The organism is Mesorhizobium sp. WSM4848 (genome assembly GCF_055811375.1).
In genome coordinates, this window is sequence record NZ_JBVVPX010000005.1 from 82,364 (window position 1) to 103,805 (window position 21,442).

The 21,442-nt window shown below is 62.1% G+C and carries 19 protein-coding genes and 1 tRNA gene; 3 read left to right on the forward strand and 17 right to left on the reverse strand.

What is annotated here, in order from left to right; all coding sequences use genetic code 11:
• Positions 1-83: 83 nt before the first annotated feature.
• From AC0L16_RS07120 to AC0L16_RS07135, 4 genes are all read right to left on the reverse strand, one after another.
• Positions 84-1,544, reverse strand: a complete 1,461-nt coding sequence (locus tag AC0L16_RS07120) for an AMP nucleosidase (protein WP_473619828.1) — start codon at positions 1,542-1,544, stop codon at positions 84-86.
• Positions 1,545-1,673: 129 nt separating this feature from the next.
• On the reverse strand, positions 1,674-1,868 hold the full coding sequence (locus AC0L16_RS07125) for a hypothetical protein (RefSeq protein ID WP_473619830.1): 195 nt from the start codon (positions 1,866-1,868) through the stop codon (positions 1,674-1,676).
• Positions 1,869-1,904: 36 nt separating this feature from the next.
• On the reverse strand, positions 1,905-2,054 hold the full coding sequence (locus AC0L16_RS07130) for a hypothetical protein (protein ID WP_473619831.1): 150 nt from the start codon (positions 2,052-2,054) through the stop codon (positions 1,905-1,907).
• Positions 2,055-2,352: 298 nt separating this feature from the next.
• On the reverse strand, positions 2,353-2,697 hold the full coding sequence (locus AC0L16_RS07135; RefSeq protein WP_473619832.1) for a DUF2147 domain-containing protein: 345 nt from the start codon (positions 2,695-2,697) through the stop codon (positions 2,353-2,355).
• 462 nt (positions 2,698-3,159) lie between these two features.
• On the opposite strand from AC0L16_RS07135, the gene AC0L16_RS07140 reads away from it, so the two are divergent.
• Both AC0L16_RS07140 and AC0L16_RS07145 read left to right on the forward strand, forming a co-directional pair.
• Positions 3,160-3,426, forward strand: coding sequence for a sel1 repeat family protein (locus AC0L16_RS07140; RefSeq protein WP_473619834.1), 267 nt, complete (start codon positions 3,160-3,162; stop codon positions 3,424-3,426).
• A 503-nt stretch (positions 3,427-3,929) separates the two neighbouring features.
• Positions 3,930-5,048 carry an ABC transporter substrate-binding protein gene (locus tag AC0L16_RS07145; protein ID WP_473619835.1) on the forward strand — a complete coding sequence of 373 codons (1,119 nt, stop codon included), beginning with the start codon at positions 3,930-3,932 and terminating at the stop codon, positions 5,046-5,048.
• Between the two features lie 112 nt (positions 5,049-5,160).
• On the opposite strand, the gene AC0L16_RS07150 is transcribed toward AC0L16_RS07145, so the two are convergent.
• The 9 genes from AC0L16_RS07150 to AC0L16_RS07190 all read right to left on the reverse strand — a co-directional run bounded on the left by AC0L16_RS07150 (position 5,161) and on the right by AC0L16_RS07190 (position 13,988).
• Positions 5,161-7,119 carry an acetyl/propionyl/methylcrotonyl-CoA carboxylase subunit alpha gene (locus AC0L16_RS07150; RefSeq protein WP_473619836.1) on the reverse strand — a complete coding sequence of 653 codons (1,959 nt, stop codon included), beginning with the start codon at positions 7,117-7,119 and terminating at the stop codon, positions 5,161-5,163.
• A gap of 154 nt (positions 7,120-7,273) precedes the next feature.
• Positions 7,274-7,651 carry a hypothetical protein gene (locus AC0L16_RS07155; RefSeq protein ID WP_473619838.1) on the reverse strand — a complete coding sequence of 126 codons (378 nt, stop codon included), beginning with the start codon at positions 7,649-7,651 and terminating at the stop codon, positions 7,274-7,276.
• A 118-nt stretch (positions 7,652-7,769) separates the two neighbouring features.
• Positions 7,770-8,300, reverse strand: coding sequence for an O-acetyl-ADP-ribose deacetylase (locus AC0L16_RS07160; RefSeq protein ID WP_473619839.1), 531 nt, complete (start codon positions 8,298-8,300; stop codon positions 7,770-7,772).
• A gap of 2 nt (positions 8,301-8,302) precedes the next feature.
• Complete coding sequence (locus AC0L16_RS07165; RefSeq protein WP_473619840.1) at positions 8,303-9,910, reverse strand: carboxyl transferase domain-containing protein; 1,608 nt, start codon at positions 9,908-9,910, stop codon at positions 8,303-8,305.
• A gap of 4 nt (positions 9,911-9,914) precedes the next feature.
• Positions 9,915-10,298: a type II toxin-antitoxin system VapC family toxin gene (locus AC0L16_RS07170; RefSeq protein ID WP_473619842.1), complete on the reverse strand. Its 384-nt coding sequence runs from the start codon at positions 10,296-10,298 to the stop codon at positions 9,915-9,917.
• Complete coding sequence (locus AC0L16_RS07175; protein WP_473619843.1) at positions 10,295-10,687, reverse strand: AbrB/MazE/SpoVT family DNA-binding domain-containing protein; 393 nt, start codon at positions 10,685-10,687, stop codon at positions 10,295-10,297. Before AC0L16_RS07175 ends, AC0L16_RS07170 begins: the two co-directional genes overlap by 4 nt.
• Before the next feature lie 84 nt (positions 10,688-10,771).
• A complete protein-coding gene (locus AC0L16_RS07180; protein ID WP_473619844.1) occupies positions 10,772-11,935 on the reverse strand; it encodes an isovaleryl-CoA dehydrogenase in 1,164 nt (387 codons plus the stop codon).
• A 66-nt stretch (positions 11,936-12,001) separates the two neighbouring features.
• Positions 12,002-12,655 (reverse strand): TetR/AcrR family transcriptional regulator, encoded by a 654-nt coding sequence (locus AC0L16_RS07185; RefSeq protein ID WP_473619845.1) that lies wholly within the window; start codon positions 12,653-12,655, stop codon positions 12,002-12,004.
• Positions 12,656-12,875: 220 nt separating this feature from the next.
• Positions 12,876-13,988: a pyridoxal phosphate-dependent aminotransferase gene (locus tag AC0L16_RS07190; protein WP_473619847.1), complete on the reverse strand. Its 1,113-nt coding sequence runs from the start codon at positions 13,986-13,988 to the stop codon at positions 12,876-12,878.
• A gap of 117 nt (positions 13,989-14,105) precedes the next feature.
• Here AC0L16_RS07190 and AC0L16_RS07195 point away from each other — a divergent pair, with 117 nt between their 5' ends.
• Complete coding sequence (locus AC0L16_RS07195) at positions 14,106-15,785, forward strand: tetratricopeptide repeat-containing sulfotransferase family protein (protein ID WP_473619848.1); 1,680 nt, start codon at positions 14,106-14,108, stop codon at positions 15,783-15,785.
• A 551-nt stretch (positions 15,786-16,336) separates the two neighbouring features.
• Here AC0L16_RS07195 and AC0L16_RS07200 read toward each other — a convergent pair.
• The 4 genes from AC0L16_RS07200 to AC0L16_RS07215 all read right to left on the reverse strand — a co-directional run bounded on the left by AC0L16_RS07200 (position 16,337) and on the right by AC0L16_RS07215 (position 21,254).
• Complete coding sequence (locus tag AC0L16_RS07200; protein WP_473619850.1) at positions 16,337-17,536, reverse strand: porin; 1,200 nt, start codon at positions 17,534-17,536, stop codon at positions 16,337-16,339.
• Between the two features lie 396 nt (positions 17,537-17,932).
• Positions 17,933-18,023, reverse strand: a tRNA-Ser gene (locus tag AC0L16_RS07205).
• A gap of 52 nt (positions 18,024-18,075) precedes the next feature.
• Complete coding sequence (locus AC0L16_RS07210; protein ID WP_473619851.1) at positions 18,076-18,984, reverse strand: alpha/beta fold hydrolase; 909 nt, start codon at positions 18,982-18,984, stop codon at positions 18,076-18,078.
• 230 nt (positions 18,985-19,214) lie between these two features.
• The gene (locus AC0L16_RS07215) at positions 19,215-21,254 is read right to left on the reverse strand and encodes a lytic transglycosylase domain-containing protein (protein WP_473619852.1); all 2,040 of its coding nucleotides are present in this window, start codon (positions 21,252-21,254) and stop codon (positions 19,215-19,217) included.
• Positions 21,255-21,442 lie beyond the last annotated feature (188 nt).

Consider the following 21,442-nt stretch of genomic DNA (forward strand, 5'->3'; position numbering starts at 1 on the left):
TTGTTTATCGGCAGAAATGCAGCCCAAAGCAAGATTACGAAATGCCCTGCCGCGCCGTTACAAAGGTCGCAGGCCGAGCGGCGCTACTGGAACGCCGTCTCCGAAAAGCTTCTGAGCTTGCGCGAATGCAACCGTTCCATCGGCATCTCGGCCAGCTTTTCCATGGCCCTGATACCGATGGTCAAATGCTGTGCCACTTGCCGCTTGTAGAACTCGGTCGCCATGCCGGGCAGCTTCAATTCGCCATGCAGGGGTTTGTCGGAGACGCAAAGCAGCGTACCGTAGGGTACGCGGAAGCGGAAGCCATTGGCCGCGATCGTCGCCGACTCCATGTCGAGCGCGATCGCCCGTGATTGCGACAGCCGCTGCACCGGCCCACGCTGGTCGCGCAACTCCCAGTTGCGGTTGTCGATGGTAGCGACTGTGCCGGTGCGCATGATACGCTTGAGGTCGTAGCCGGAAAGGCCGGTGACTTCGGCGACCGCCTCCTGCAGCGCCACCTGGATTTCGGCCAGCGGCGGGATCGGCACCCAGACCGGAAGGTCATCGTCCAGAACATGGTCTTCCCGGACATAGGCATGCGCCAGCACATAGTCGCCCAGCGCCTGGGTGTTGCGCAGGCCGGCGCAATGGCCGAGCATCACCCAGGCATGCGGCCTGAGCACCGCTATGTGGTCGGTGATCGTCTTGGCGTTGGAGGGGCCGACGCCGATATTGACCATGGTGATGCCGCCATGGTTCGGCTTCTTCAGATGATAGGCCGGCATCTGCGGCAGGCGCGGCGGCGCCACGCCATGGCCGGGCGCGTTTTGTCCAGCCTTGGTGACGACGTTTCCCGGCTCGACGAATTCGACGTATCCGCCGCCGCCTTTCGCCATCAGATCGTGCGCACGGGCGACGAATTCGTCGATGTAGAACTGGTAATTGGTGAACAGCACGAAATTCTGGAAATGCTGCGGACTGGTCGCCGTGTAGTGCGACATCCGGTGCAGCGAGTAGTCGATGCGTTGCGCTGTGAACGCCGCCAACGGCCTGGCTTCGCCTAACGCCACTTCGAATGTGCCGTTGGCGATCTGGTCGTCGGTGCCGTCGAGATCCGGCACGTCGAACAGGTCACGGATCGGCCGCCTGATGCGCTCGGCTGCCGCGCCGTCGACATGCGAGCCTTCCAGGAACGCGAAATGCAGCGGGATGGGCGTCATCGATTCCGAAACCGTGACCGGAACGCCGTGATTGCGCATGATCAGGCGAAGCTGTTCGATGAGATAGCGTTCGAAAAGGGCGGGCTGGGTTATGGTGGTCGAGAAATGCCCGGGCGTCGGCATATGGCCGTAAGCCTGCCGCGAGTCGATCTGGGTGAACGAAGTCGTGGTGACACCGACCTCGGGATAAAACGCCCGGTAGCGCTTGTTGTTGTCGCCGCCTGCGGCGAGCGCCGTAAACGAATCGCGCAGAAATTTGGTGTTGCGGTCGTAGAGGGCCTGCAAGGCCGCGACGGCCTTTGCTGCATCATTGAAGATCTGCCGGCCAAACGGCTCCGGCATCACGACTGAGTCTATGGCTTGGGGATAGATTCGCTTTTCCATGACCCAATATAGAGGCTTGGCCATGCGGTTGGGAGGGGGCCGAAGGGTCGTTTTTTGTTTTGCATGGTTTCGATGAAGGCCGACTACCTAACCACGCCGCAGGCTGACCAACAGCACAAAGCCGACGCCGGTCTTCTTCAGCGCCGGCGCTTCGATCGTCGAGCCGGCATCGGCACGCATCGAGGGCACGGCCAGAACCGGGGCCGCCAGAACCGTCAGGATGAGCGCCGCCCGTGGCAGGACCCGAAGGGTTTTCAGGACGTTGGCGACGATGCGGTTCATGGCTTTTGCTTTTCTCCTCTCGAAGTCTTTGTCGGTTCAGGGGCGAAAATGGTTCACGCAACCGAACCGGCAGGAATTGGCCTGGTCCCAGTTGCGGGCCGGGCGCCCCTCGGCAACGAGGATGGCGAACGCCATGCCGAACAGGCTCATCAGCAGGCAGACGATGGTGAAGCGGCGGGCGAACATGGCGTGGTTCTCCTTCAACACGCATGAGAATGCCCTGATGCAACTGAACCGGTTCTGATGCCGGCGTTCATCTGCGGTTCAAATTTAGACGGAGTGCCGGCTGCCGACCGTCCACCAAATCTTGCCGACCCAAATCTCGCCGACCCAAAACTCGCTAACAGGGGACGAAGGATGCGCAAAAATTGCTGTTAGGGCGCAGAAGGCGCAGCCTGCGCGATCGATCGGTTTCGCAAACACAGAGGCGCAACCAAAAACGGGACCTTCGCGGCCCCGTTCCATTGTGGTGCAGTCGAAACGATCAGAGCTTTTGCCAGGTCTGGGTCCTGCAGATCAGCCCGCCGAACACGCAGCCGCTCATCTTGAGCGAAGCGCCTGAAACCGAGGCCTTGCCCGAATAGGTCTTGTCGGTCTCCGGGTCGGTTATCGTCCCCGTATATTTGTTGGCGCCGGACACCTTGAACGAACCGATGCGCTTGCCGGCAAACTTGCCAGATTTGAGCGTGATGGAAAATGCGTCGCCACCGCCCGCGATGGCGGCGGTCGAACCGGCTTGCGTTTTCCAGTTGCCTTCGATCGGGTCGGCCCAAGCGGTGCCGGCCATGATCAATGTGGCCGCAACGGCGATGCTGATTTTGCGAAGCATGTTCCTCCTCCCTGTCGGCATCCGGCCGGGTGTTGCGCCCCGCCAGTCTACCTCTTACGCAAACGTAAGCTAATCCACCTCCCGGCAAAACAAAAGCGGTGCCGCTGCGGAAGACTTCGGGATTTTCCCGGCCGCTCGAAGCGGTCTGGTCGGCGAGAAATGAAACACCTTGCATGCTGGCTTTGTCTCCCGTGGTTAGCGAAGTCTTGATTTGCGCCTCGCAAATTTTCATCAGTTTTAGTCCAAACCGGCGCAATTGCTGGCTTTGCATCGTTAATGAATTTCGGCGTTTACCTCTTGTTTTAGCTTTGTTTTCCTCAAATTAAGCACGCCGTTTAACGACGGATTCAAGCCTCCGGTTCATTCTCGAAAGCATCGAAAGAGCAGCCGCCCCAAGGGTTTCCAAGGGACAGAAGGAGGCAGCTCTCGGGAGCCTGACAGGGGCTAGAACAGGGGATTGAAATGGCACGTTTTGAAATGCCTGAAGCCGGCTTCGGCGTCATGGGGGCAACTGCCCAGGCCGACATTCTTCTCGAATTGGGCATGATGTATGCGACCGGCCGCGATTGCGAGACCGATGTCGTCGCCGCCCACAAATGGTTCAACATCGCTGCGATCAAGGGCTCGGTCCGGGCCGCGGAATTGCGCTCGGAATTGTCGGCCGCCATGTCGAAGGTCGAGATCGCCAGGGCGCTGCGCGAAGCCCGCGAATGGATGACGATGCACTAAGCTGGCCCTGAGCTCATCAGGCACCGAGATCATCGACAGGGACTCTTCAGGTCAAGGCCGCGCAAGACGGCCGGACCGGCAAGAACAAGGCCGGGCAAGACGGTCGTACCTATAATGACAAGAACGCGGCAGGCCGGATACGGCCAAGCTGCGCGACGGACAGGGAAGGCGAGCGGTATTCGGGCGCGGGAGCGTTCGGGATTGTTCGATCGACAAAAGCCGCGACCGGCCGGAACAAGGCCGGCGCGGCTTTTTCGCGTTTTCGGACCCTAATCCCGAAAGTGGAAGCCGGTTTTTGGAAAAGATCATGGTCAAACAGTCGGACCATGATCCCAAAAAGTGGAAACCGGTTTTTGGAAAAGATCATGGTCAAACAGAAAGGCAGGCCCAATCGAGTGCCGCCGATGCGCCAAGACAGGCTTGGCGAGGGGTGAAATTCTCCCACCTATTCTGGAAGAGGCGCGGCCGGAGCGGCCGCGCGCGAGTGGAGGAGTTGTATCGCCATGAAAAAGTTGGTTATTTTGAGCGCGGCCATGGTCGGTCTGGCGATGAGCACGCCGGCCTTCGCCGAAGACATCACCTTTTCGGTGGTCGGACCGATGACCGGACAGCTTGCCACCATCGGCGACCAGTTCAAGCAGGGCGCGCAAGCCGCCGCCGACGCGATCAACGCCGCCGGCGGCGTCGACGGCCGCCAGATCAAGCTCGACGTTCAGGATGACCAGTGCGATCCGAAGCAGGCGGTTTCGGTCGCCAACCGCATCGTCGCCAACGGCGTCAAGTTCATCGATGGCCATGCCTGCTCGGGCTCGAGCATCCCGGCCTCGTCCGTCTATGCCGAAGCCGGCGCGCTGATGATGAGCCCGGCTTCGTCGAACCCGGAGCTGACCGACGCGGCGGCGAAAGCCGGCTGGCCGACGATCATGCGCCTTTATACGCGCGACGATGCGCAGGGCGCCTTCATCGGTCCATGGATCGCCAAGAAATATGCCGGCAAGAACGTCGTCATCATGCATGACAAGAGCGCCTATGGGCAGGGCGTGGCCGATGCCGTCAAGGCGACGATGAACCAGAACGGCCTCAACGAGATCCTCTACGAAGGCATCAACGCCGGCGAAAAGGACTACTCTGCGCTTGTCACCAAGCTCAAGGAACTGAAGGCTGATGTGGTCTATTTCGGCGGCTACCACCCCGAGGCCGGCCTCATCTTGCGACAGTCGGCGGAACAGAACCTCAAGTTTCAGCTGATCATGCCGGACTCGATCGCCACGCCGGAATTCTGGCAGGTTGCCGGCCCGGCCGGCGAAGGCACCATGTTCGTCTTCCCGTCGGATCCGCAGGCGAAGCCCGAAGCCAAGCAGGCCATTGAAAAGATCAAGGCGGGCGGCTTCGCGCCCGAGGGCTTTACGCTGTTCTCCTATGCCGTGATCCAGGCCTTTGCCGAGGGTATCAAGCGCGCCGGCAGCGACGACCCGGCCAAGGTTGCCGAAGCGTTGAAGAACGGCGAGCCGATCAGCACCGTCGTCGGCCCTGTCACTTTCGATGAAAAGGGCGACCTCAAGAACGTCAGCTACGACATCAACCAGTGGCACGGCGGCAAATACGCGCCGATCCAGCCGTAACGACTGGCGTCGCCTAGCGACAATCGGAGATGGCCGGGTCAACCCCGGCCATTTCATTCTGGGAGTGCGTCTGTGGCGCGTGTCTTCGACGTCGCCTCTTGGATGAACAGCGTCAGCCGTGGGCTTCCTCGGCAAAACGCACCAGCACCGTCCCGTCGGTGACCTGCGCGCCCTCTGTTGCGATCTCGGCGATCGTCCCGTCATGCGTGGCGGAAATCGTATGCTCCATCTTCATCGCTTCCAGGATCAGCAGCGGCTGGCCCTTGATGACGGCTTCGCCTTTTGCCGCGCGCACCAGCTTGACCAGGCCCGGCATCGGCGCGCGCAGGCTGTCGGCACCGGCGGCGATTTCGTCGGCCTTTGCCAACGGGTCCGGCACCGCGAAGCTGTAGCCGACGGCCCCCGAAAAGACAGTGACGTGACCTGGCCAGCGGGCGAGGCGAGGGGCAGCGCGAAGATCAAGCGCACTGTCATAAGGTGCGTCCAGTGCCACTTGGAAGCGCCCGTCCGGCCGCATCGACACAAGCGCGAGGATACCGTCCTCGCCGTAGCGAAGCCGCGTGCGCCGCGCGATCGCGTGGAAATGCGCATAGCCGGCAAGCGACGACCACGGGTCGCGGGTCGGCGCCTGAGCCCCGGCGCCGGACTCCGCAAGCGCGGCCGCGGCGACGATCTCGCTGCTCGGCGGCGGCACTGCGGTCAGCGCTTGCTGGTGCCTGCCGATCAGCCCGGTGTCGACGTCACCTGCCGAAAAATCCGCGTCAGCGGCAAGAGCCGCGAGAAAGGCGGTGTTGACGGTCGAGCCGGCGATCTCGGTCTGCGAAAGGGCTATGCCCAGGGCTTCGAGCGCCGCCTGCCTGTTCTTGCCGTGGACGACGAGCTTGGCGATCATCGGGTCGTAGAACGGCGAGATGGCATCGCCGGCCCGCACGCCGGTCTCGATCCGCATGCTGGCGACCTCGGGCGCTGTATCCGGAAATTTCAGGTGATGCAGCGTGCCCGTCGCCGGCAAAAAGCCCTTTGCCGCGTCCTCGGCATAGATGCGAGCCTCGAAGGCGTGTCCGGAGAGCGCGATCTCGCCCTGCGTCATCGGCAGCTTTTCGCCGGACGCCACCCGCAACTGCCATTCGACCAGGTCGGTGCCGGTGACCATTTCGGTGACGGGATGCTCGACCTGCAGGCGGGTGTTCATTTCCATGAACCAGAAGCGGTCGGCCTTCAGCCCTTGCGAGGCGTCGACGATGAACTCGATGGTGCCGGCGCCGGAATAGCCGATTGCCTTGGCGGCCTTCACCGCCGCCTCCGTCATCGCCTTGCGCAATGCCGGTGTCATTCCGGGGGCGGGGGCTTCCTCGATCACCTTCTGGTGGCGGCGCTGCGCCGAGCAGTCGCGCTCGTAGAGATGCACGACATTGCCGAAGATATCGCCGAAAACCTGAACTTCGATGTGGCGCGGCTTGTCGACATACTTCTCGACCAGCACGCGGTCGTCGCCGAAAGCGGCCTTGGCCTCGCGCCGCGCACCCGACAGCGCCTCGGAAAAGTCGTCGGGATGTTCGACGCGCCGCATGCCCTTGCCGCCGCCGCCGGCGCGCGCCTTGATCAGCACGGGATAGCCGATCTCGCGTGCCTTGGAGGCGAGCAGCACGATCTCCTGCGCCTCGCCGTGATAGCCTGGCACAACCGGCACGCCGGCCTTCTCCATCAGCCGCTTGGCCGCGTCCTTCAGCCCCATGGCGCGGATCGAGGCGGCCGACGGGCCGATGAAGACGAGCCCGGCCGCAGTCACCTGATCGACGAAGTCAGGGTTTTCCGACAGAAAACCGTAGCCGGGATGGATAGCTTCGGCGCCGGTGGCCAAAGCCGCCGCGACAATCTTATCGCCGCGCAGATAGCTTTCGCCGACCGGCGAGGCCCCGATATGCACCGCCTCGTCGGCCATCTCGACATGCAAGGCGCCGGCGTCGGCGTCGGAATAGACGGCAACACTGCGCACGCCCATCCTGCGCGCGGTGCGGATCACCCGGCAAGCGATCTCGCCGCGGTTGGCGATCAGGATTTTGGCGAACATGGGACCTCCAAAGCCAGAGCTTGCCGCCAACGGCGCGAATGCTCCTTCACGCGAGCTGTGGCAACACCCTGCTTTGCAGTCCGCCCATTGTCAAAGGATCGGTAAGCCAGCCTGCCTACTTGGCGGCGATCTCGCAAGCTTCTCCGGTCGTGACCTATTTGGACGCGGCGATCCCGCAGCCGCCGGCCGCAGTCTTGAACTTCCACCTCGTCAAGCCGGCCTGACAATTGCGCAACGCAATCTCTTCCGCGGCCTGTTGCGAGGGTGCGTTGAGCTTGGAGCTGCAGATGACGTGGAGGTCGCTGACGCGCGAATAGAACGTCGTCGCATAGGCCGAATGGCCGCTCGCCGCGACATAGGCTTTGTAGGCCTTCGGGCAATCTCCGGTCGAGCCTGGCGGAAAATGGACGGCGAAACGGCTGTTGCCCTTGCTTCCCGCCAGCGATTCCGCCGCCCCAAGGTCAGGCGCCGCTAATATAAGCAGCCCTGCAAGTACCGACGCAGTTGTTTTCCGAAAAAGCTGCAGTCTCATCTTCGCCCAATCCCCATTGGTATTTGCAATGAGCAATAGCCGCGATTCTTTCATCTGGCCAGATCGGGGAATGAAAAAAAATCTGAAAACTATGGATGGATTTTCTTACCTGAGCCGGTCACGCTCCCGGCAGGCGCAGCAACGCCTGCTGGTATAGTTCCGCTGTCTGCTGGTCGAAGCAGCAGAAGATGACGGTTTCCGGAACCGCGTTGTGGCTGATGAAGGCGCTCACGGCGCCAACGGCGACCTGCGTCGCCTGCTCCTTTGGATACCGGTATACACCGGTCGAGATCGCCGGAAATGCCACCGCCCTGCAATTCTTGGCGGCGGCGAGTTCGAGCGACCGGCGGTAGCAGGAGGCCAACAACTCGGCTTCGCCCTTGCCGCCGCCTTGCCAGACCGGTCCGACCGTGTGGATGACAAAGCGTGTCGGCAGCCTGTAACCCTTGGTGAGTTTTGCGTCGCCGACCTTGCAGCCATTCAGCGTCCGGCATTCGGCCAGAAGTTCGGGGCCGGCCGCCCGGTGGATGGCGCCGTCGACGCCACCGCCGCCCAGAAGCGAGGTGTTGGCGGCGTTGACGATGGCGTCGACCGGGAGCTTGGTGATGTCGCCGACATGAACGCGAATCCTGGGGTCAATCTCGCTCATCGTCACATCCTGAACACGCCGAAGCTTGTGTCCTCGATCCCGGCGTTCAGCGCGGCTGACAGGCTGAGCGCCAGCACCTCGCGCGTCTTGGCGGGATCGATGATGCCGTCGTCCCAGAGCCGGGCGGAGGAATACAGCGGGTGGCCTTCGTGCTCGTATTTCATCAGGATCGGCTTCTTGAATTTTGCCTCCTCCTCCGCGCTCCATTGCCCGCCCTTGCGCTCGATCCCCTCGCGCTTGACGACGGCCAGCACGGTGGCCGCCTGCTCGCCGCCCATCACCGAGATGCGGGCATTCGGCCACATCCACAGGAAGCGTGGCGAATAGGCGCGTCCGCACATGCCGTAATTGCCGGCGCCGAACGAGCCGCCGATGATCATGGTGACCTTCGGCACGCGCGCCGTGGCGACCGCCATCACCAGCTTGGCGCCGTCCTTGGCGATGCCGCCAGCCTCGTATTTTCGCCCGACCATGAAGCCGGTGATGTTCTGCAGGAAGATCAGCGGGATCTTTCGCTGGCAGCACAGCTCGATGAAATGCGCGCCCTTCAGCGCGCTTTCGGAAAACAGCACGCCGTTGTTGGCGATGATGCCGACCGGCATGCCGTTGAGATGGGCAAAGCCGGTGACCAGCGTGGTGCCATAGTTCTGCTTGAACTCGTCGAATTCGGAGCCGTCGACGACGCGCGCGATCACTTCGCGCACGTCATAGGGCTGGCGCAGATCGGTAGGCACGATGCCGTAGAGTTGTTCGGCTGCATGAAGCGGCGGAAACGAATCGCGAAGTGCCAGACCGATCGGCTTCTTTCGATTGAGGTTCTTGACGATGCGGCGCGCGATCGCCAGCGCATGCTCGTCGTCCAGCGCAAAATGGTCAGCAACGCCGGAAAGCCGCGTGTGGACGTCGGCGCCGCCCAGTTCCTCCGCGCTGACATCTTCGCCGGTGGCGGCCTTCACCAGCGGCGGGCCGCCAAGGAAGATGGTCGCCTGGTTGCGCACCATGATCGTCTCATCCGACATCGCCGGCACATAGGCGCCGCCCGCCGTGCACGAACCCATGACGCAGGCGATCTGCGGTATGCCGGCTGCCGACATATTGGCCTGGTTGTAGAAGATGCGGCCGAAGTGGTCGCGGTCGGGAAACACCTCATCCTGGTTGGGCAGATTGGCGCCGCCGCTGTCGACCAGATAGACGCAAGGCAATTTGTTCTGCAGCGCGATCTCCTGGGCGCGCAGATGCTTCTTCACCGTCAGCGGATAATAGGTGCCGCCCTTCACCGTGGCGTCGTTGACGACGACCATCACTTCGGTGCCTTCGACGCGGCCGATGCCGGTAATGATGCCGGCCGACGAGATGTCTTCGCCATACATCGACCACGCCGCGAACTGGCCGATTTCAAGGAATGGCGAGCCGGTGTCGAGCAACTGGGCGAGGCGCTCGCGCGGCAAAAGCTTGCCGCGGCTCTGGTGGCGCTCACGCGCTTCATCCGAGCCGCCACGCTCGACGGTTGCCGCCTTTTGCGCAATATCGGCGACCAGCGCCCGCATGCGCTCGGCATTGGCGCGAAAGGTGGCGGAGGCGGGCGAGATCTGGGAAGTGAGGGTGGCCATGATGTTACCGGATCAGTTCGATCTTGCAGCCGATATCCAGGTCGCCCCAGTCGCGGTCGGCGGTGACGGCAATGGCGTTCTCGCGAATTGCCAGCGCCAGGCAGGCGCGATCGCCCAGCGACAAGCCGCGATGCCGCGTCAACTCGCGAAGCTGACCGGCGGCGATGCCCATCATCTCGTCGAAAACAGCGACCGGCATGCCGAGGCTGGCGAGGTCGTCCGCGGCCTCTTCCATGCTGCGTCCCCTGTCGATCAGCTTGGCAATGACTTCGGCTGCATTGACGGAGCTGCATTGCGCATCCGGCGCGAAGCCTAGGGCAATATCGGTGCCTTTCTCGTTGAGCAGGATCGCAAGCGCCGCCGAACTGTCCATGACGTAAGGTTTCACTTTGCTCCCTTCCTCGCCGTTCCTTCGGCATGAAGCCGATCCAAACGTCTATCGCTTCGGCGCTGTTCTTGCCGCCGCTGCTTCAGAAATTCGTCAACGACACTTTCGCCGGGCTTTTTCAACGCCGACAATTCGGCCTGGACGCGCCGCAGGTTCCGAAGCCACGACCTTACCCGCAACTCGCCGTTCTCGACATGAAGGATCAAGTCTTCACCAGGCTTCACGCCCATTTCCTCGCGCATCGCCGCCGGGATAACGAAGCGTCCGCCTTCGCCAAGTCTGACGCGCTCGCGTTTCGCTGGCGCCCGGAGCGGAGTTTTTCGAGCGCCGGCCTCGAATTGTGTCGGCGGATTTTCGTCAACGCCAGCCTTTTCGGTTCCGTTCGCCATAGTCTGCCTCGTTCACAAAATGTGGCACATATTAGTGAATATGGCACAATTGGGTATTCATGGCAAAAATTCAAAAAGTTGCCGTTACACCCCCTCCGCCATGATTTCGCGCCCGATCAACCAGCGGCGGATCTCGCTGGTGCCGGCGCCGATCTCGTAGAGTTTGGCGTCGCGCAAAAGCCGGCCGGTCGGATAGTCGTTGATGTAGCCATTGCCGCCCAAAAGCTGGATGGCGTCGAGCGCCATCTGCGTCGCCTTCTCGGCAGCGAACAGCACGCAAGCGGCGGCGTCCTTGCGGCTTGTCTGGCCGCGGTCGCAGGCAGCGGCGACGGCATAGACATAGGCGCGTGCGGCATTCATCGTCGTATACATGTCGGCGAGCTTGCCCTGCACCAGCTGGAATTCGCCGATCGGCTGACCGAACTGCTTGCGATCGTGCACATAGGGGACCGCCACATCGGCGCACGCCGCCATCAGCCCGAGCGGGCCGCCGGCGAGCACCGTGCGCTCGTAGTCGAGACCCGACATCAGCACCTCGACGCCGCGTCCTTCCTCATGCAGCACGTTATCGAACGGCACTTCGACATCCGAAAAAACCAGTTCGCCGGTGTTGGAGCCGCGCATGCCGAGCTTGTCGAGCTTTTGCGCGACGGAAAATCCGGCAAAATCCTTTTCGACGATGAAGGCGGTGATGCCGCGCGACTGGAGTTCTGGATCGGTCTTGGCGTAGACGACCAGCGTCTCGGCGTCCGGGCCGTTGGTGATCCACATCTTGGTGCCGTTGAGCACATAGCAATCGTTGCGCTTTTCGGCGCGCAGTTTGAGCGACACGACGTCGGAGCCTGCGCCGGATTCCGACATTGCCAACGCGCCGACCTTTTCGCCGCTGCACAGCGCAGGCAGATATTTTTCCTTCTGCGCCGGCGTCGCCCAGCGATTGATCTGGTTGACGCAGAGGTTGGAATGGGCGCCGTAGGAGAGGCCGACCGAGGCCGAGGCGCGCGAAATCTCCTCCATCGCCACGACATGGGCGAGATAGCCCATGCCGGTGCCGCCGAATTCCGGATCGGCAGTGATGCCGAGCAGGCCGAGCCCACCGAGCTCGGCCCACAGATGCGCCGGAAATTCATTTGAGCGGTCGATCTCGGCGGCGATCGGGGCGATCTTGTCCTGGGCGAAGCGCCGCACCAGGTCGCGCAGCGCTTCGATGTCTTCGTCAAGCCCGAAATTGAGTGTGTGCGTGTACATGCCGTTCCTCCCGGCGCACGGCCCCGAAATCGAATTCAATTTCGGGAAGGGCGCAAAATCAAAGTGCTACAGCGTCCTTTGCGCGCCGGAAGCGGCCGGCGGCGCTGCAGGTCGTTGTCGGCCATGGGCCTTTGCTCCAACCAGGCGCATTGTCATTGAAAGATATGTGGCGGTTACCTCCGAGATCGATAGCCGCTCGCCCGGCCGGAACCAGACGATGACGCCGGTCATCATCTGGATCAGCGCCATGGCTGTCAGCCCTGTGTCTTCGACGCTGAAGACGCCGGCTTCTGCGCCATCGCGCAAAATGACGCGCAGCTCCTTCTCATAGGCGGTGCGCAGCTTGAGGATCTGCGTCAGGCGGTCATGCGACAGGCTGCGCAATTCCATGTTCGAGACATGAGTGGAATGGCGGCGCTCGATATGGAAGGCGATGTGGTTTTCGACATAGGCGGCGAGCCGGGTCGCCGGATCGGCCGCGGCCGGGCGCGCCGCGTCCCACGCCTCGATCAACCCTTCCATGTGCTCGCGCATCAGCGTGAACAAAAGGTCTTCCTTGGTCGGAAAATAACGGTAGAGCGCCGCCGCCTGGACGCCGACCTCGGCGGCCAGCTGGCGCATCGACATTGCCTCATAGCCAAGACGCGCGATCAGGCCGACCGCCGCCTCGCGGACCGCTGCTTCGGTCTTTTCCCCGTTGGAACCGGTCGTGCGCGCCATGGAAGCCTCGTCGAGAGGTGTAAGAATAAAACAAACGTTCAATTAATTCAAGAGCGCGGCTTTCCCTTCTCCCCTTGTGGGAGAAGCTGGATCGGCGCGCAGCGCCGAGACGGTTGAGGGGTGTTGGACGGAGCGCCGTCGGTGCCAAGCTGGACACCCCTCATCCGACCGAGCTTCGCTCGGCCACCTTCTCCCACAAGGGGAGAAGGAAGAGCGCTATTCAGCTCCCCCGTGCCGCCGCCAGCGCGCCGGGCAATTCCTCGGCAAAAATGTCGAGCTCGTGGTCGAGGCCGACGCTGACCCTGATGCAGCGGTCGAGCACGGGCACCATCGGCTTGCGGATGAACACGTCGCGCGACAAAAGCGCCTGCAGCACCTTCAGCGCGAAGGCGCCGTCGCCGCCGCAGTCCAGAGTGACGAAATTGGTAGCCGAGGGCAGCGGCTTCAGTCCATTGGCCTCGGCGATCGCGGCGATGCGCCGGCGGCCGGATGCGACCCGCGCCACCACGCTTTTGAGATAGTCCTGATCGGCCAGCGCCTCGACGCCAGCGATCTGCGCCATGCGGCTGACGCCGTAGTGGTTACGGATCTTCTCGAAATCGCGGATCACCTGGGCGTCGGCCACCGCATAGCCGCAGCGTATGCCGGCCAGCCCGTAGGCTTTTGAGAAGGTGCGCATGCGGATGACGTTCGACCGTGACACGTCGATCGGCGGCAGCGCCGAGGCAGGGCCCAATTCGCCATAGGCCTCGTCGAGCACCAGCATGGTAGTCTCCGGCAGGGCTTCGATGAAGCGGATGAGCTCCGCCGCCTCCCACCAGCTTCCCATCGGATTGTCCGGGTTGGACAGGTAGACCAGCGGCGCTTTGTCCCTGGCGACCGCAGCCAACAGGCCGTCCAGACTTTCCCGGTCGTTCTCGTAGGGGACCGCGATCAGCCGGCCGCCGACGCCGGCAATATGGAAATTGAAGGTCGGATAGGCGCCGAGCGAGGTGACCACCGCGTCGCCCGGCGCCACATACATGCGCGCCACCAGGCTGAGCAACCCGTCTATGCCTTCGCCGATCACCACGTTTTCGATGCCAACGCCAAGATGCGCGGCAACAGCCAGCTTCAAATCGTGATTGTCGGGATCGCAATACATCCACATGTCGCGGGCGATGCCGGCCATGCGGGCGATGACGCGCGGCGAGGGGCCAAAACTGCTCTCATTGGCGCCGATGCGGGCGCGAAACGCGCGGCCGCGATCGCGCTCCTGCGCCTCCGGGCCGACAAACGGCACCGTCGAGGGAAGCGCACTGATGATCGGCGTGAGGGGAGGGCGCTGGCGCATGGCAAAGGCTCGTTCGAAAAGGGCCTTCTTGCTAGCCTGCTCAGCTGGCCGGTGCAAGTTCCAGGGAGCTGAACTGTCGTGCTGGATTCCTTCGCCTCTTTTTGCTAGCGAGATATCATGAACAATCGACTCCCACCTGCTTGGTCAAAGCACCTCAAGCCCGGACCCGCGCCGAAAGCGAAGGGGCCGATATTGAAGCCGATGTTGAATCTGCAGAAAGCAAACGCTCAATCGCGTGCGCAGGCCGACGACGCGCTGCTGAAACAGGCATACATCCATCAGCAGGAAAACCGGCTCGACGAGGCCCAGGACCTGTGCCTCCGGGTTCTGGCGCGCACCCCAAACCATCCACTCGCTCTGTACATCCTGGGGACCCTGTACCAGGGTTACGATGATGAGATGGCCTTGCGATATTTCGCTCGGGCGGTCGGCGAGGAACCTGAAAACCCCTACTACCACCTCAGCCTGGGCGAGGCCTATGTAAAGGTCAGCGAATATTCGTCGGCTATCAAGCATATGCAGTATGCCTTGGAACTGCAGCCCGGCCTTGTCGACGTACTTTGTGGATTGGCGCGCGCTTACACCAAGTTTGACAAACCCGAGATGGCTTTACCGCTTTACGAGAAGGCGCTGAAGATCAACCGCGATCACCCCAAGGTGCGGACCGGCCTGGCCAGCGCGCTCAGCAGCCTGGGGCGCATGGATGAAGCCGCCGTCTATCTGAAGGAAGCAATCAAACGTCGCATCGACATGCCGACTGCCTACAGCGACCTTGTACAGACACAAAAGTTCACCGAAGAGCCGGAGGAACTCCAGTCCATCCTGCGCGAACTCGGCAATCCCAAGCTTGATTCGGACGGCGCTGAGAGGCTCCATCAAGCTGCCGGGAAGGTGCTGAACGACCTCAGACGTTATGAAGATGCATTCGACCATTTCAACAAGTCGAAACAGGCCTCCGGCCACAAGTACGATATCAACTTGTATCGTCGCTGGATCGATTCGCTGATTGAAACTTTCACGCCGGACTTTTTAGCTGCCCGGGCCGGCTATGGAAATCCTTCTGAAGTGCCTGTGTTCGTGGTTGGCATGCCCCGTTCGGGGACGACGCTCACGGAACAGATCTGCGCCAGCCATCCCGATGTTCATGGGGCAGGGGAGCTCAACAAGCTAAGACGGGTCGCGAATGCAATCGGCCTCAAAACCTCGTCGGCTGGAGATTTGAACCAGCCGATCATGTCGATTACGGAAGACCTGTCCAGAACGCTGGCCGAAGAGCATCTGTCCTATTTGCGGGAGTGGGCGCCTGCTGCACTTCGCGTGGTGGACAAGATGCCACCCAATTTTGAATTGATCGGGCTTATCGGCCTTCTCTTCCCCAATGCCCGCATCATTCATTGCCGTCGTGATGCCATCGACAATTGCGTCTCTTGTTTTGTCCTCAGCTTCAACAAGGGACACAGCTACAATACCGACTTGCACACACTAGGCCTGTACTATCGCGAATATGACCGCCTGATGCGGCATTGGAACGAGGTTTTTCCGGGCCTTATCTTCGAAAATCGCTACGAAGCGCTGGTTGAGGACCAGGAAGCGCAATCACGCTGCCTCATAGATTATCTTGGGCTGCCTTGGAACGACGCTTGCCTGCGCTTTTTCGACAGGGATGGTTCGGTCAACACGCCCAGTCGCTGGCAGGTTCGTCAACCGATTTACAAATCGTCCGTCAAGCGCTGGAAGAATTATGAAAACGAAATTCAGCCGCTGATTCAGTCGCTGGGCGATCTTGCAGAGATTTGACCGGGGGGATGGCGGCCTGCATTGCGCGGAGCGTGAGGGTCGCAAGCGCATAGGCTTGCGGACCGATTTCTAGTGTGCGGCCGGCACGGGCCAGCATCCCTCCCTTCGTCATCCCAGGGCGGAGCAGGAGCGAAGCGACGTCGCGGAGACCCTGGGATCCATGCCGTTCCGGTCGGCAGTGCTCCAGCGGAACAGGACCGAGCGCTACCCACCCAGTTGTTCCGCGAAAAAACTCGAACCACTCCGGATTGGTCTTCTCCGTAGCGATACAAGTGCCGTTCTGAGCCGCTGCATTCTTCGGCGGATGTCACGGAATGGGACCCAGGGTCTGCGCTCCGCTTCGCGTCGCTCCGCCCTAGGATAACGAAGGCATGATCGCCAACCGCCGGCGTTTGAGATTGGCAATTGAAGGCCAATCTAGCAGATGACCGAGATCCAGCAGAGAACGACCGGTATCGGCGCCGCCATACATTCCGCCCTTGACAGCCCCGCCCACACGAAAAAACCCGGCGGTTGCCCGCCGGGTTTCGAGTTCAGTCAGGCAAAGCCTGTTAGAACGAGCGTTGGAAGCGGAGCATGCCGCCGAGGCTGTCTTCATCGTCCGCATCGGTCCAGTTGGAGAAGTCGTCCTCGCCGAACTCGCCGGCGTGCAGGTAGTCGACTTCGGCCGTGATCGTTAGGCCGGGAACGATGTCATAGGCAATGTTGGCAGCGATGCCGAGGTTTTCACCTTCGTCATACGAGATCTGGGTGTTGAACGAGGTCTTCTCGTTGATGGTGTAGGTGCCACCGCCCCAGACCGCCCAGTTGCCGGACCACAGCTTGTAGAAGCCGCGGCCGCCGGCGGCGGTGAATACAAAGTCGTCGTCCGTGTAGTTGTCGTCGGTGCCGTAGCCGGCCATGATGAACAGCGACAGGTTCTCCATCGGGGTGATGTCGAGGCGAACCTTGCCGGCCACTTCTTCGTAGTTGGCGTCGTAAGCAAGGACGCCGGTGATGGCGCCCCAGCCCTGTGTCCACTTCAAGCCGCCCACGACATGCGGAACATAGCTGTCGATCGTATAGGCGCCATAACCCTGTTCGAGCGAGGCGACGGCCGAGAAGCCGTTGCCGAAGTCGAAATAGTACTGGACGACGTTGGTGTCGAAACCGCCGTAGGGAACCAGCGTATCCTGGATGACGTTGCCGGCGTAACCGATGAACGTATCGAAGGCCGATTCGTCTTTACCGACGCGCAGGCCACCGAGCTGGATCCAGGCGAAGTTCAGCGAAACGCCTTTGTTTACGGCAGGGTTATCGACAATGATAATCTCCTCTTCCAGCGGACCTTCGCCGTCCGGATCGGGAATGACTGTTCTGCTGACGTGTCGGTTATTGTTGCCGAAGTTGAAGCGAGTCTCGGTGTAGGTCTTCAAGGTGCCGAGCTCGGTTTCCTGGCCGGTCCAGGTCTTCAGCGTGAAGCGGGCATTCTTGTAGTACGTGTCCTGCGCGTCGCCGTCCTCGACGTCAAGGTTCTCTGCGCCGTCGAACGAGCCGACGTCGCCGATGCCGATGTCGTAGCGGACATAGCCGCCGATGCGCAGGCAGGTCTCGGTGCCGGGGATGTAGAAGTAGCCAGCGCCATAGACGTCGCAGATGCGGACGTATTCAGCGGGTTCCGGCTCGGCGACGACGACGGCGTCGGCGGCGCGCGCACCGGAAACTGCGACCAGCGCCGCAGCGGAGCCAAGAAGAAGGCTCTTGATGTTCATTTTCTGACCTCCAGTCAAAAGTTAAAAAACGGGTCTGGGTATTCTTTGCTGAAGGACAGCGTTCCCTGCCCCATCCCCACTACCGAAAAAGATGCGCACCGCGCCGCTCCTTCAAATTCGACATTACCCATGAGGCGGCGGCGTTCAACAACCATCGCATCGGCGAAAGGTCTGTGCAGGCGCTATCAGGCTGCCTTGTTGCACAAATGACACGATTTGGCCTCACTCGGAAAGCTCCCGTTAACCATTGCGCTGTCGCAGACCCTTGGGCGAGCCCTTGCAATCCGGCCGATTCCGGCAATTGCCTGCCGCAATTGCGGCTCTGTTTGTGAGTCGTCAGCCAAGGCCTTGCCGCAGAATCGCCGCATGGGCGAAAGCGGCGAGCGCGAAGCAGGATGGCGGAGAGGATGGGATTCGAACCCACGAGAAGCTTTTGACCTCTACTCCCTTAGCAGGGGAGCGCCTTCGACCACTCGGCCACCTCTCCGTTGCGCTGGTGGATAAAGAAAAGCGCCGGCACAATCAACAAGCCTGACCCATTATCGTTGAAAAAACCGGCTGCCGGCGAAGCGTTGCTCGGCCTCATCCAGAAAAGCGGCGATGGCGCCGGGCAGGCTGCCGGTCTCGAGGAATGGCGCATGGCCCTGGCCCTCGACGGTGATCGTCTCGATGCAAGGGTGACGGTTTCGCATAAGTTCGAAGGTCTCGGCGGACAGCAGCTTCGAATTGGCGCCGCGGATGGCGAGCAAGGGTATTGCCGCCAGTGCCTCGAACTGCGGCCACATGTCTGGCAGTGGCCGGGTCAGATCGAAGCCCGCCAGCGTGTCGACCAGCTTCGGGTCGAAATCCGGCAATAATCCTTCATCCGTCTCTCGGTAGAGGGCCGCTACCATCCGCTCCCAATCCGCCTCGGTCAGGGCAGGAAAGTCGATGCCATGCGCGCCGCGCAGGGCGCTGATCGCCTCCGCATCGGTTTTCGGCTTCGGCGCGCGCTCGAGATAGGAGCGGATATGGGCGAGACCGCCAGCCTCGATCACCGGGCCGATATCGTTGAGCACGATAGCCCGCAGGACAGCCGGCCGCATCGCCCCGAGCACATGGATGATCAGCCCGCCGCGCGACGTGCCGATGAAGGCCGCTTCCTCGATGCCCAGCGCCGCCAACCCAGCGAGGATGTCATCGGCTTCGACGCCGACATTATAGTGGCCGACATCGGGGGCATAGGCGGATTGCCCGCGCCCGCGATAGTCGAAGGCGACGATTTTTCGCGGGCTTTCGGGCCGTCGCGACAGGTGCAGCGCCAGTTCATGAAAATCGCGGCTATTGCGGGTCAGGCCAAGCAGGCAGACGACCGGCCAGTGGCCGGAATTCGCTTCGCCGTAGACACGGGCGTGGAGTTGCAGCCCGTCCGGCGAGGCGTAGAAAAAATCGGAAAAACCGCTCGACATTTTGGGACTCGATTCCTCGCCGTTGCCGGATCGTCGACTGCTACAGGCGAGGGCGGGGGTGGTCAAATCGGAAGGCTCCCCCTTCTCCCCTTGTGGGAGAAGGTGGATCGGCGCGAAGCGCCGAAAGGGTTGAGGGGTGCTGGACGGAGTGGCGTCAGAGCCAAGCTGGAACACCCCTCATCCGACCGAGCTTCGCTCGGCCACCTTCTCCCACAAGGGAGAAGGAAAGATCAACTCCGCCCGTTCACCAAATCCCCCACAATGTCGTACTTGCCGGAAATACGCATCTTGTAGACTTCGTAATTCTCCATCACGCGCTGGACGTAACTCCTTGTTTCGGTATAGGGAATCCGCTCGATCCAGTCGACGACGGCGTCGATGTCCTTGCCGCGCGGGTCGCCATATCTGACCACCCACTGGGCGGCGCGGCCGGGGCCGGCATTGTAGCCGGCGAAGGTCAGCACATAGGAGCCGTCGAAGCGGCCGAGCTGCTCGCCGAGGAAGGCGGCGCCCAAGGTCGCGTTGTAGCCGGCGTCGGTGGTCAGCCGCGCCTGCGAGAAGGTCATCCCGGCCTTGTCAGCCAATTGCCGGGCGGTCCCCGGCATCAACTGCAGCAGCCCGCGCGCGCCGGCGCTGGAGACGGCGCCGATGTTGAACTCGCTTTCCTGGCGGGCGATCGCATAGGCCAGCGCCTTGCCGGAGCCGGAAATGTTGGCGGTTTCGGGGATGGCGCCGAGTGGATGCGACAGCGCGCCGACATCTATGCCGCGCGCGCCGGCGATCTTGCCGACTTTCAGCGCCAGAAAATGATTGCCCTCCTTTTCCGCCATCGCGGCCAGCAGCGCCAGCTCTCCGGGACTGATCAACTGTCCGGCGAGGTCGCGGTAAAGCGTGTCGGCGTAGCGCTGATAGCCCGCCTGCTGCAGCCGCTTGATGGCGCTGACCGCCTCGCGATCGGCAAAATTCCGGTGATCGGCCGCGCTCGGCTGCGGATAGGCGATGTTGAGGACCTGCCGGCCGACGCGCTCACCGGCGAGCTGGCCGTAAAAGGTCGTGCCGTAGGCGGCGGCACGGGTAAAATAATCTTTCGCGCTGCCGGGGCCGCCGGCTTCGGCGGCACGGCCGAGCCAGTAATAGGCGCGCGACAGCGATATCGGCCCCTGGGTGAGACCGGCGATCCGCGTAAAATGCCTGGCAGCAATGGTGGGATCGTTGAGGCCGCGCAGCGCGTACCAGCCGGCATGAAACTCCGCATCGGCCGCGTTGGCAGCAGTTTCGGCAGTGTGTGCGGCGACTATTCTGTAGGCGGTCTTCATGTCGCCCTGGTCGACCAGTTCGCGCGACAGAACCCGTCGCTCGGCCCACCAGGCGTCCGGGTCGATCAGGGCGTTGCGGTCGCTCGGCGCCTTCATCACCATTGCGGCGGCGTCGGAAAACTTCTGCTGCTTGCGCAGATATTGGGCTTGCGCGAAAAGGTAGCCGGCCGAACGCTGCGCGGCGGGCACCGCCTTCAGCAGTCTGGCCGCGTTCTTGTCGCCCCTATCTGACGCCGCCCAGGCGTCGGCCAGTTGCTGGGCGCCGGCAAGGCCGGCGACGCGTAGCGCCGAATTGACCCGGTCGGCATAAAACATGCGCTCCATGCGGAGACGATGGTCGGCTGCGGGGATCAGCGTGCCGAATTCCTGGATGATCGCCGCCTCGTCCCTGGCTCCCAGTTTCTCGGTGCGCCAGAAAGGCGACAGCACCGAGCGCGCCGCCTCGACGTTGCCGAGCGAGACATAGGAGCGGGCGAGGATCACCACGCCCTCGACTGTGTGCGGCTGGCTGCCGCCGAAAGCCTGCACCACGATCTCAGGCGTGGGGTTCTCGCGGTAGAGCGCGCGCTCGCTGTTCTTGCGCAAGGCGATCATGCCCGGCCAGTTCGGCAGCATTTTCGCAGCATCGGCGATGTCGCCGCTTGGCACCCTGTCGCCGCCATAGAGCGCGATCGCCCAGGCAAGGATGTGCCGGTCGAGCGAGTTGACCGGCAGGGTTTCGCGCATTTGACGCGCGCCGGCAATGTCGTTTGCCGCCAGCGCATCGAGGCCGCTCTTCAGCCTGGCGACGCTGGCGGGTGGAGCCTTCGCCTCTTGCGAACCTGTATCCTGCAGATTTGGCATCGGAATGGCGGACGTGACCCGCACATCGACTTTGCCGGCGGCCACAAGGGTCGGCGCCAGCAGGAGAACTGCGCCAAGCAGCGCGAAAAAATGAGGCTGCCTGGTCGGCATGGCTTTCATCATTCCTGCCTTGCACATTACCAACAGGCACAGATCAACTGAAGCCTAGTTGGCTGTGATGAAGAGCCCGTAAACAAAGGGCTGTCGAGCTCGTTCAATTTGCGCTTGCTGCCACTACCGCCACGCTTGCCGCGCAACAGTGTCGAGACTATGGTGCGCCGCTTCGCTTTCGGCTAGAA

Coding starts and splice junctions, on each gene's coding strand:
- AC0L16_RS07150 (WP_473619836.1), bottom strand. CDS start 7,119: ATGTTCGCCAAAATCCTGATCGCCAACCGCGGCGAGATCGCTTGCCGG.
- AC0L16_RS07130 (WP_473619831.1), bottom strand. CDS start 2,054: ATGTTCGCCCGCCGCTTCACCATCGTCTGCCTGCTGATGAGCCTGTTC.
- AC0L16_RS07160 (WP_473619839.1), bottom strand. CDS start 8,300: ATGAGCGAGATTGACCCCAGGATTCGCGTTCATGTCGGCGACATCACC.
- AC0L16_RS07210 (WP_473619851.1), bottom strand. CDS start 18,984: ATGTCGAGCGGTTTTTCCGATTTTTTCTACGCCTCGCCGGACGGGCTG.
- AC0L16_RS07195 (WP_473619848.1), top strand. CDS start 14,106: ATGAACAATCGACTCCCACCTGCTTGGTCAAAGCACCTCAAGCCCGGA.
- AC0L16_RS07175 (WP_473619843.1), bottom strand. CDS start 10,687: ATGGCGAACGGAACCGAAAAGGCTGGCGTTGACGAAAATCCGCCGACA.
- AC0L16_RS07120 (WP_473619828.1), bottom strand. CDS start 1,544: ATGCCGGAGCCGTTTGGCCGGCAGATCTTCAATGATGCAGCAAAGGCC.
- AC0L16_RS07185 (WP_473619845.1), bottom strand. CDS start 12,655: ATGGCGCGCACGACCGGTTCCAACGGGGAAAAGACCGAAGCAGCGGTC.
- AC0L16_RS07125 (WP_473619830.1), bottom strand. CDS start 1,868: ATGAACCGCATCGTCGCCAACGTCCTGAAAACCCTTCGGGTCCTGCCA.
- AC0L16_RS07190 (WP_473619847.1), bottom strand. CDS start 13,988: ATGCGCCAGCGCCCTCCCCTCACGCCGATCATCAGTGCGCTTCCCTCG.
- AC0L16_RS07180 (WP_473619844.1), bottom strand. CDS start 11,935: ATGTACACGCACACACTCAATTTCGGGCTTGACGAAGACATCGAAGCG.
- AC0L16_RS07145 (WP_473619835.1), top strand. CDS start 3,930: ATGAAAAAGTTGGTTATTTTGAGCGCGGCCATGGTCGGTCTGGCGATG.
- AC0L16_RS07140 (WP_473619834.1), top strand. CDS start 3,160: ATGGCACGTTTTGAAATGCCTGAAGCCGGCTTCGGCGTCATGGGGGCA.
- AC0L16_RS07155 (WP_473619838.1), bottom strand. CDS start 7,651: ATGAGACTGCAGCTTTTTCGGAAAACAACTGCGTCGGTACTTGCAGGG.
- AC0L16_RS07135 (WP_473619832.1), bottom strand. CDS start 2,697: ATGCTTCGCAAAATCAGCATCGCCGTTGCGGCCACATTGATCATGGCC.
- AC0L16_RS07200 (WP_473619850.1), bottom strand. CDS start 17,536: ATGAACATCAAGAGCCTTCTTCTTGGCTCCGCTGCGGCGCTGGTCGCA.
- AC0L16_RS07215 (WP_473619852.1), bottom strand. CDS start 21,254: ATGCCGACCAGGCAGCCTCATTTTTTCGCGCTGCTTGGCGCAGTTCTC.
- AC0L16_RS07165 (WP_473619840.1), bottom strand. CDS start 9,910: ATGGCCACCCTCACTTCCCAGATCTCGCCCGCCTCCGCCACCTTTCGC.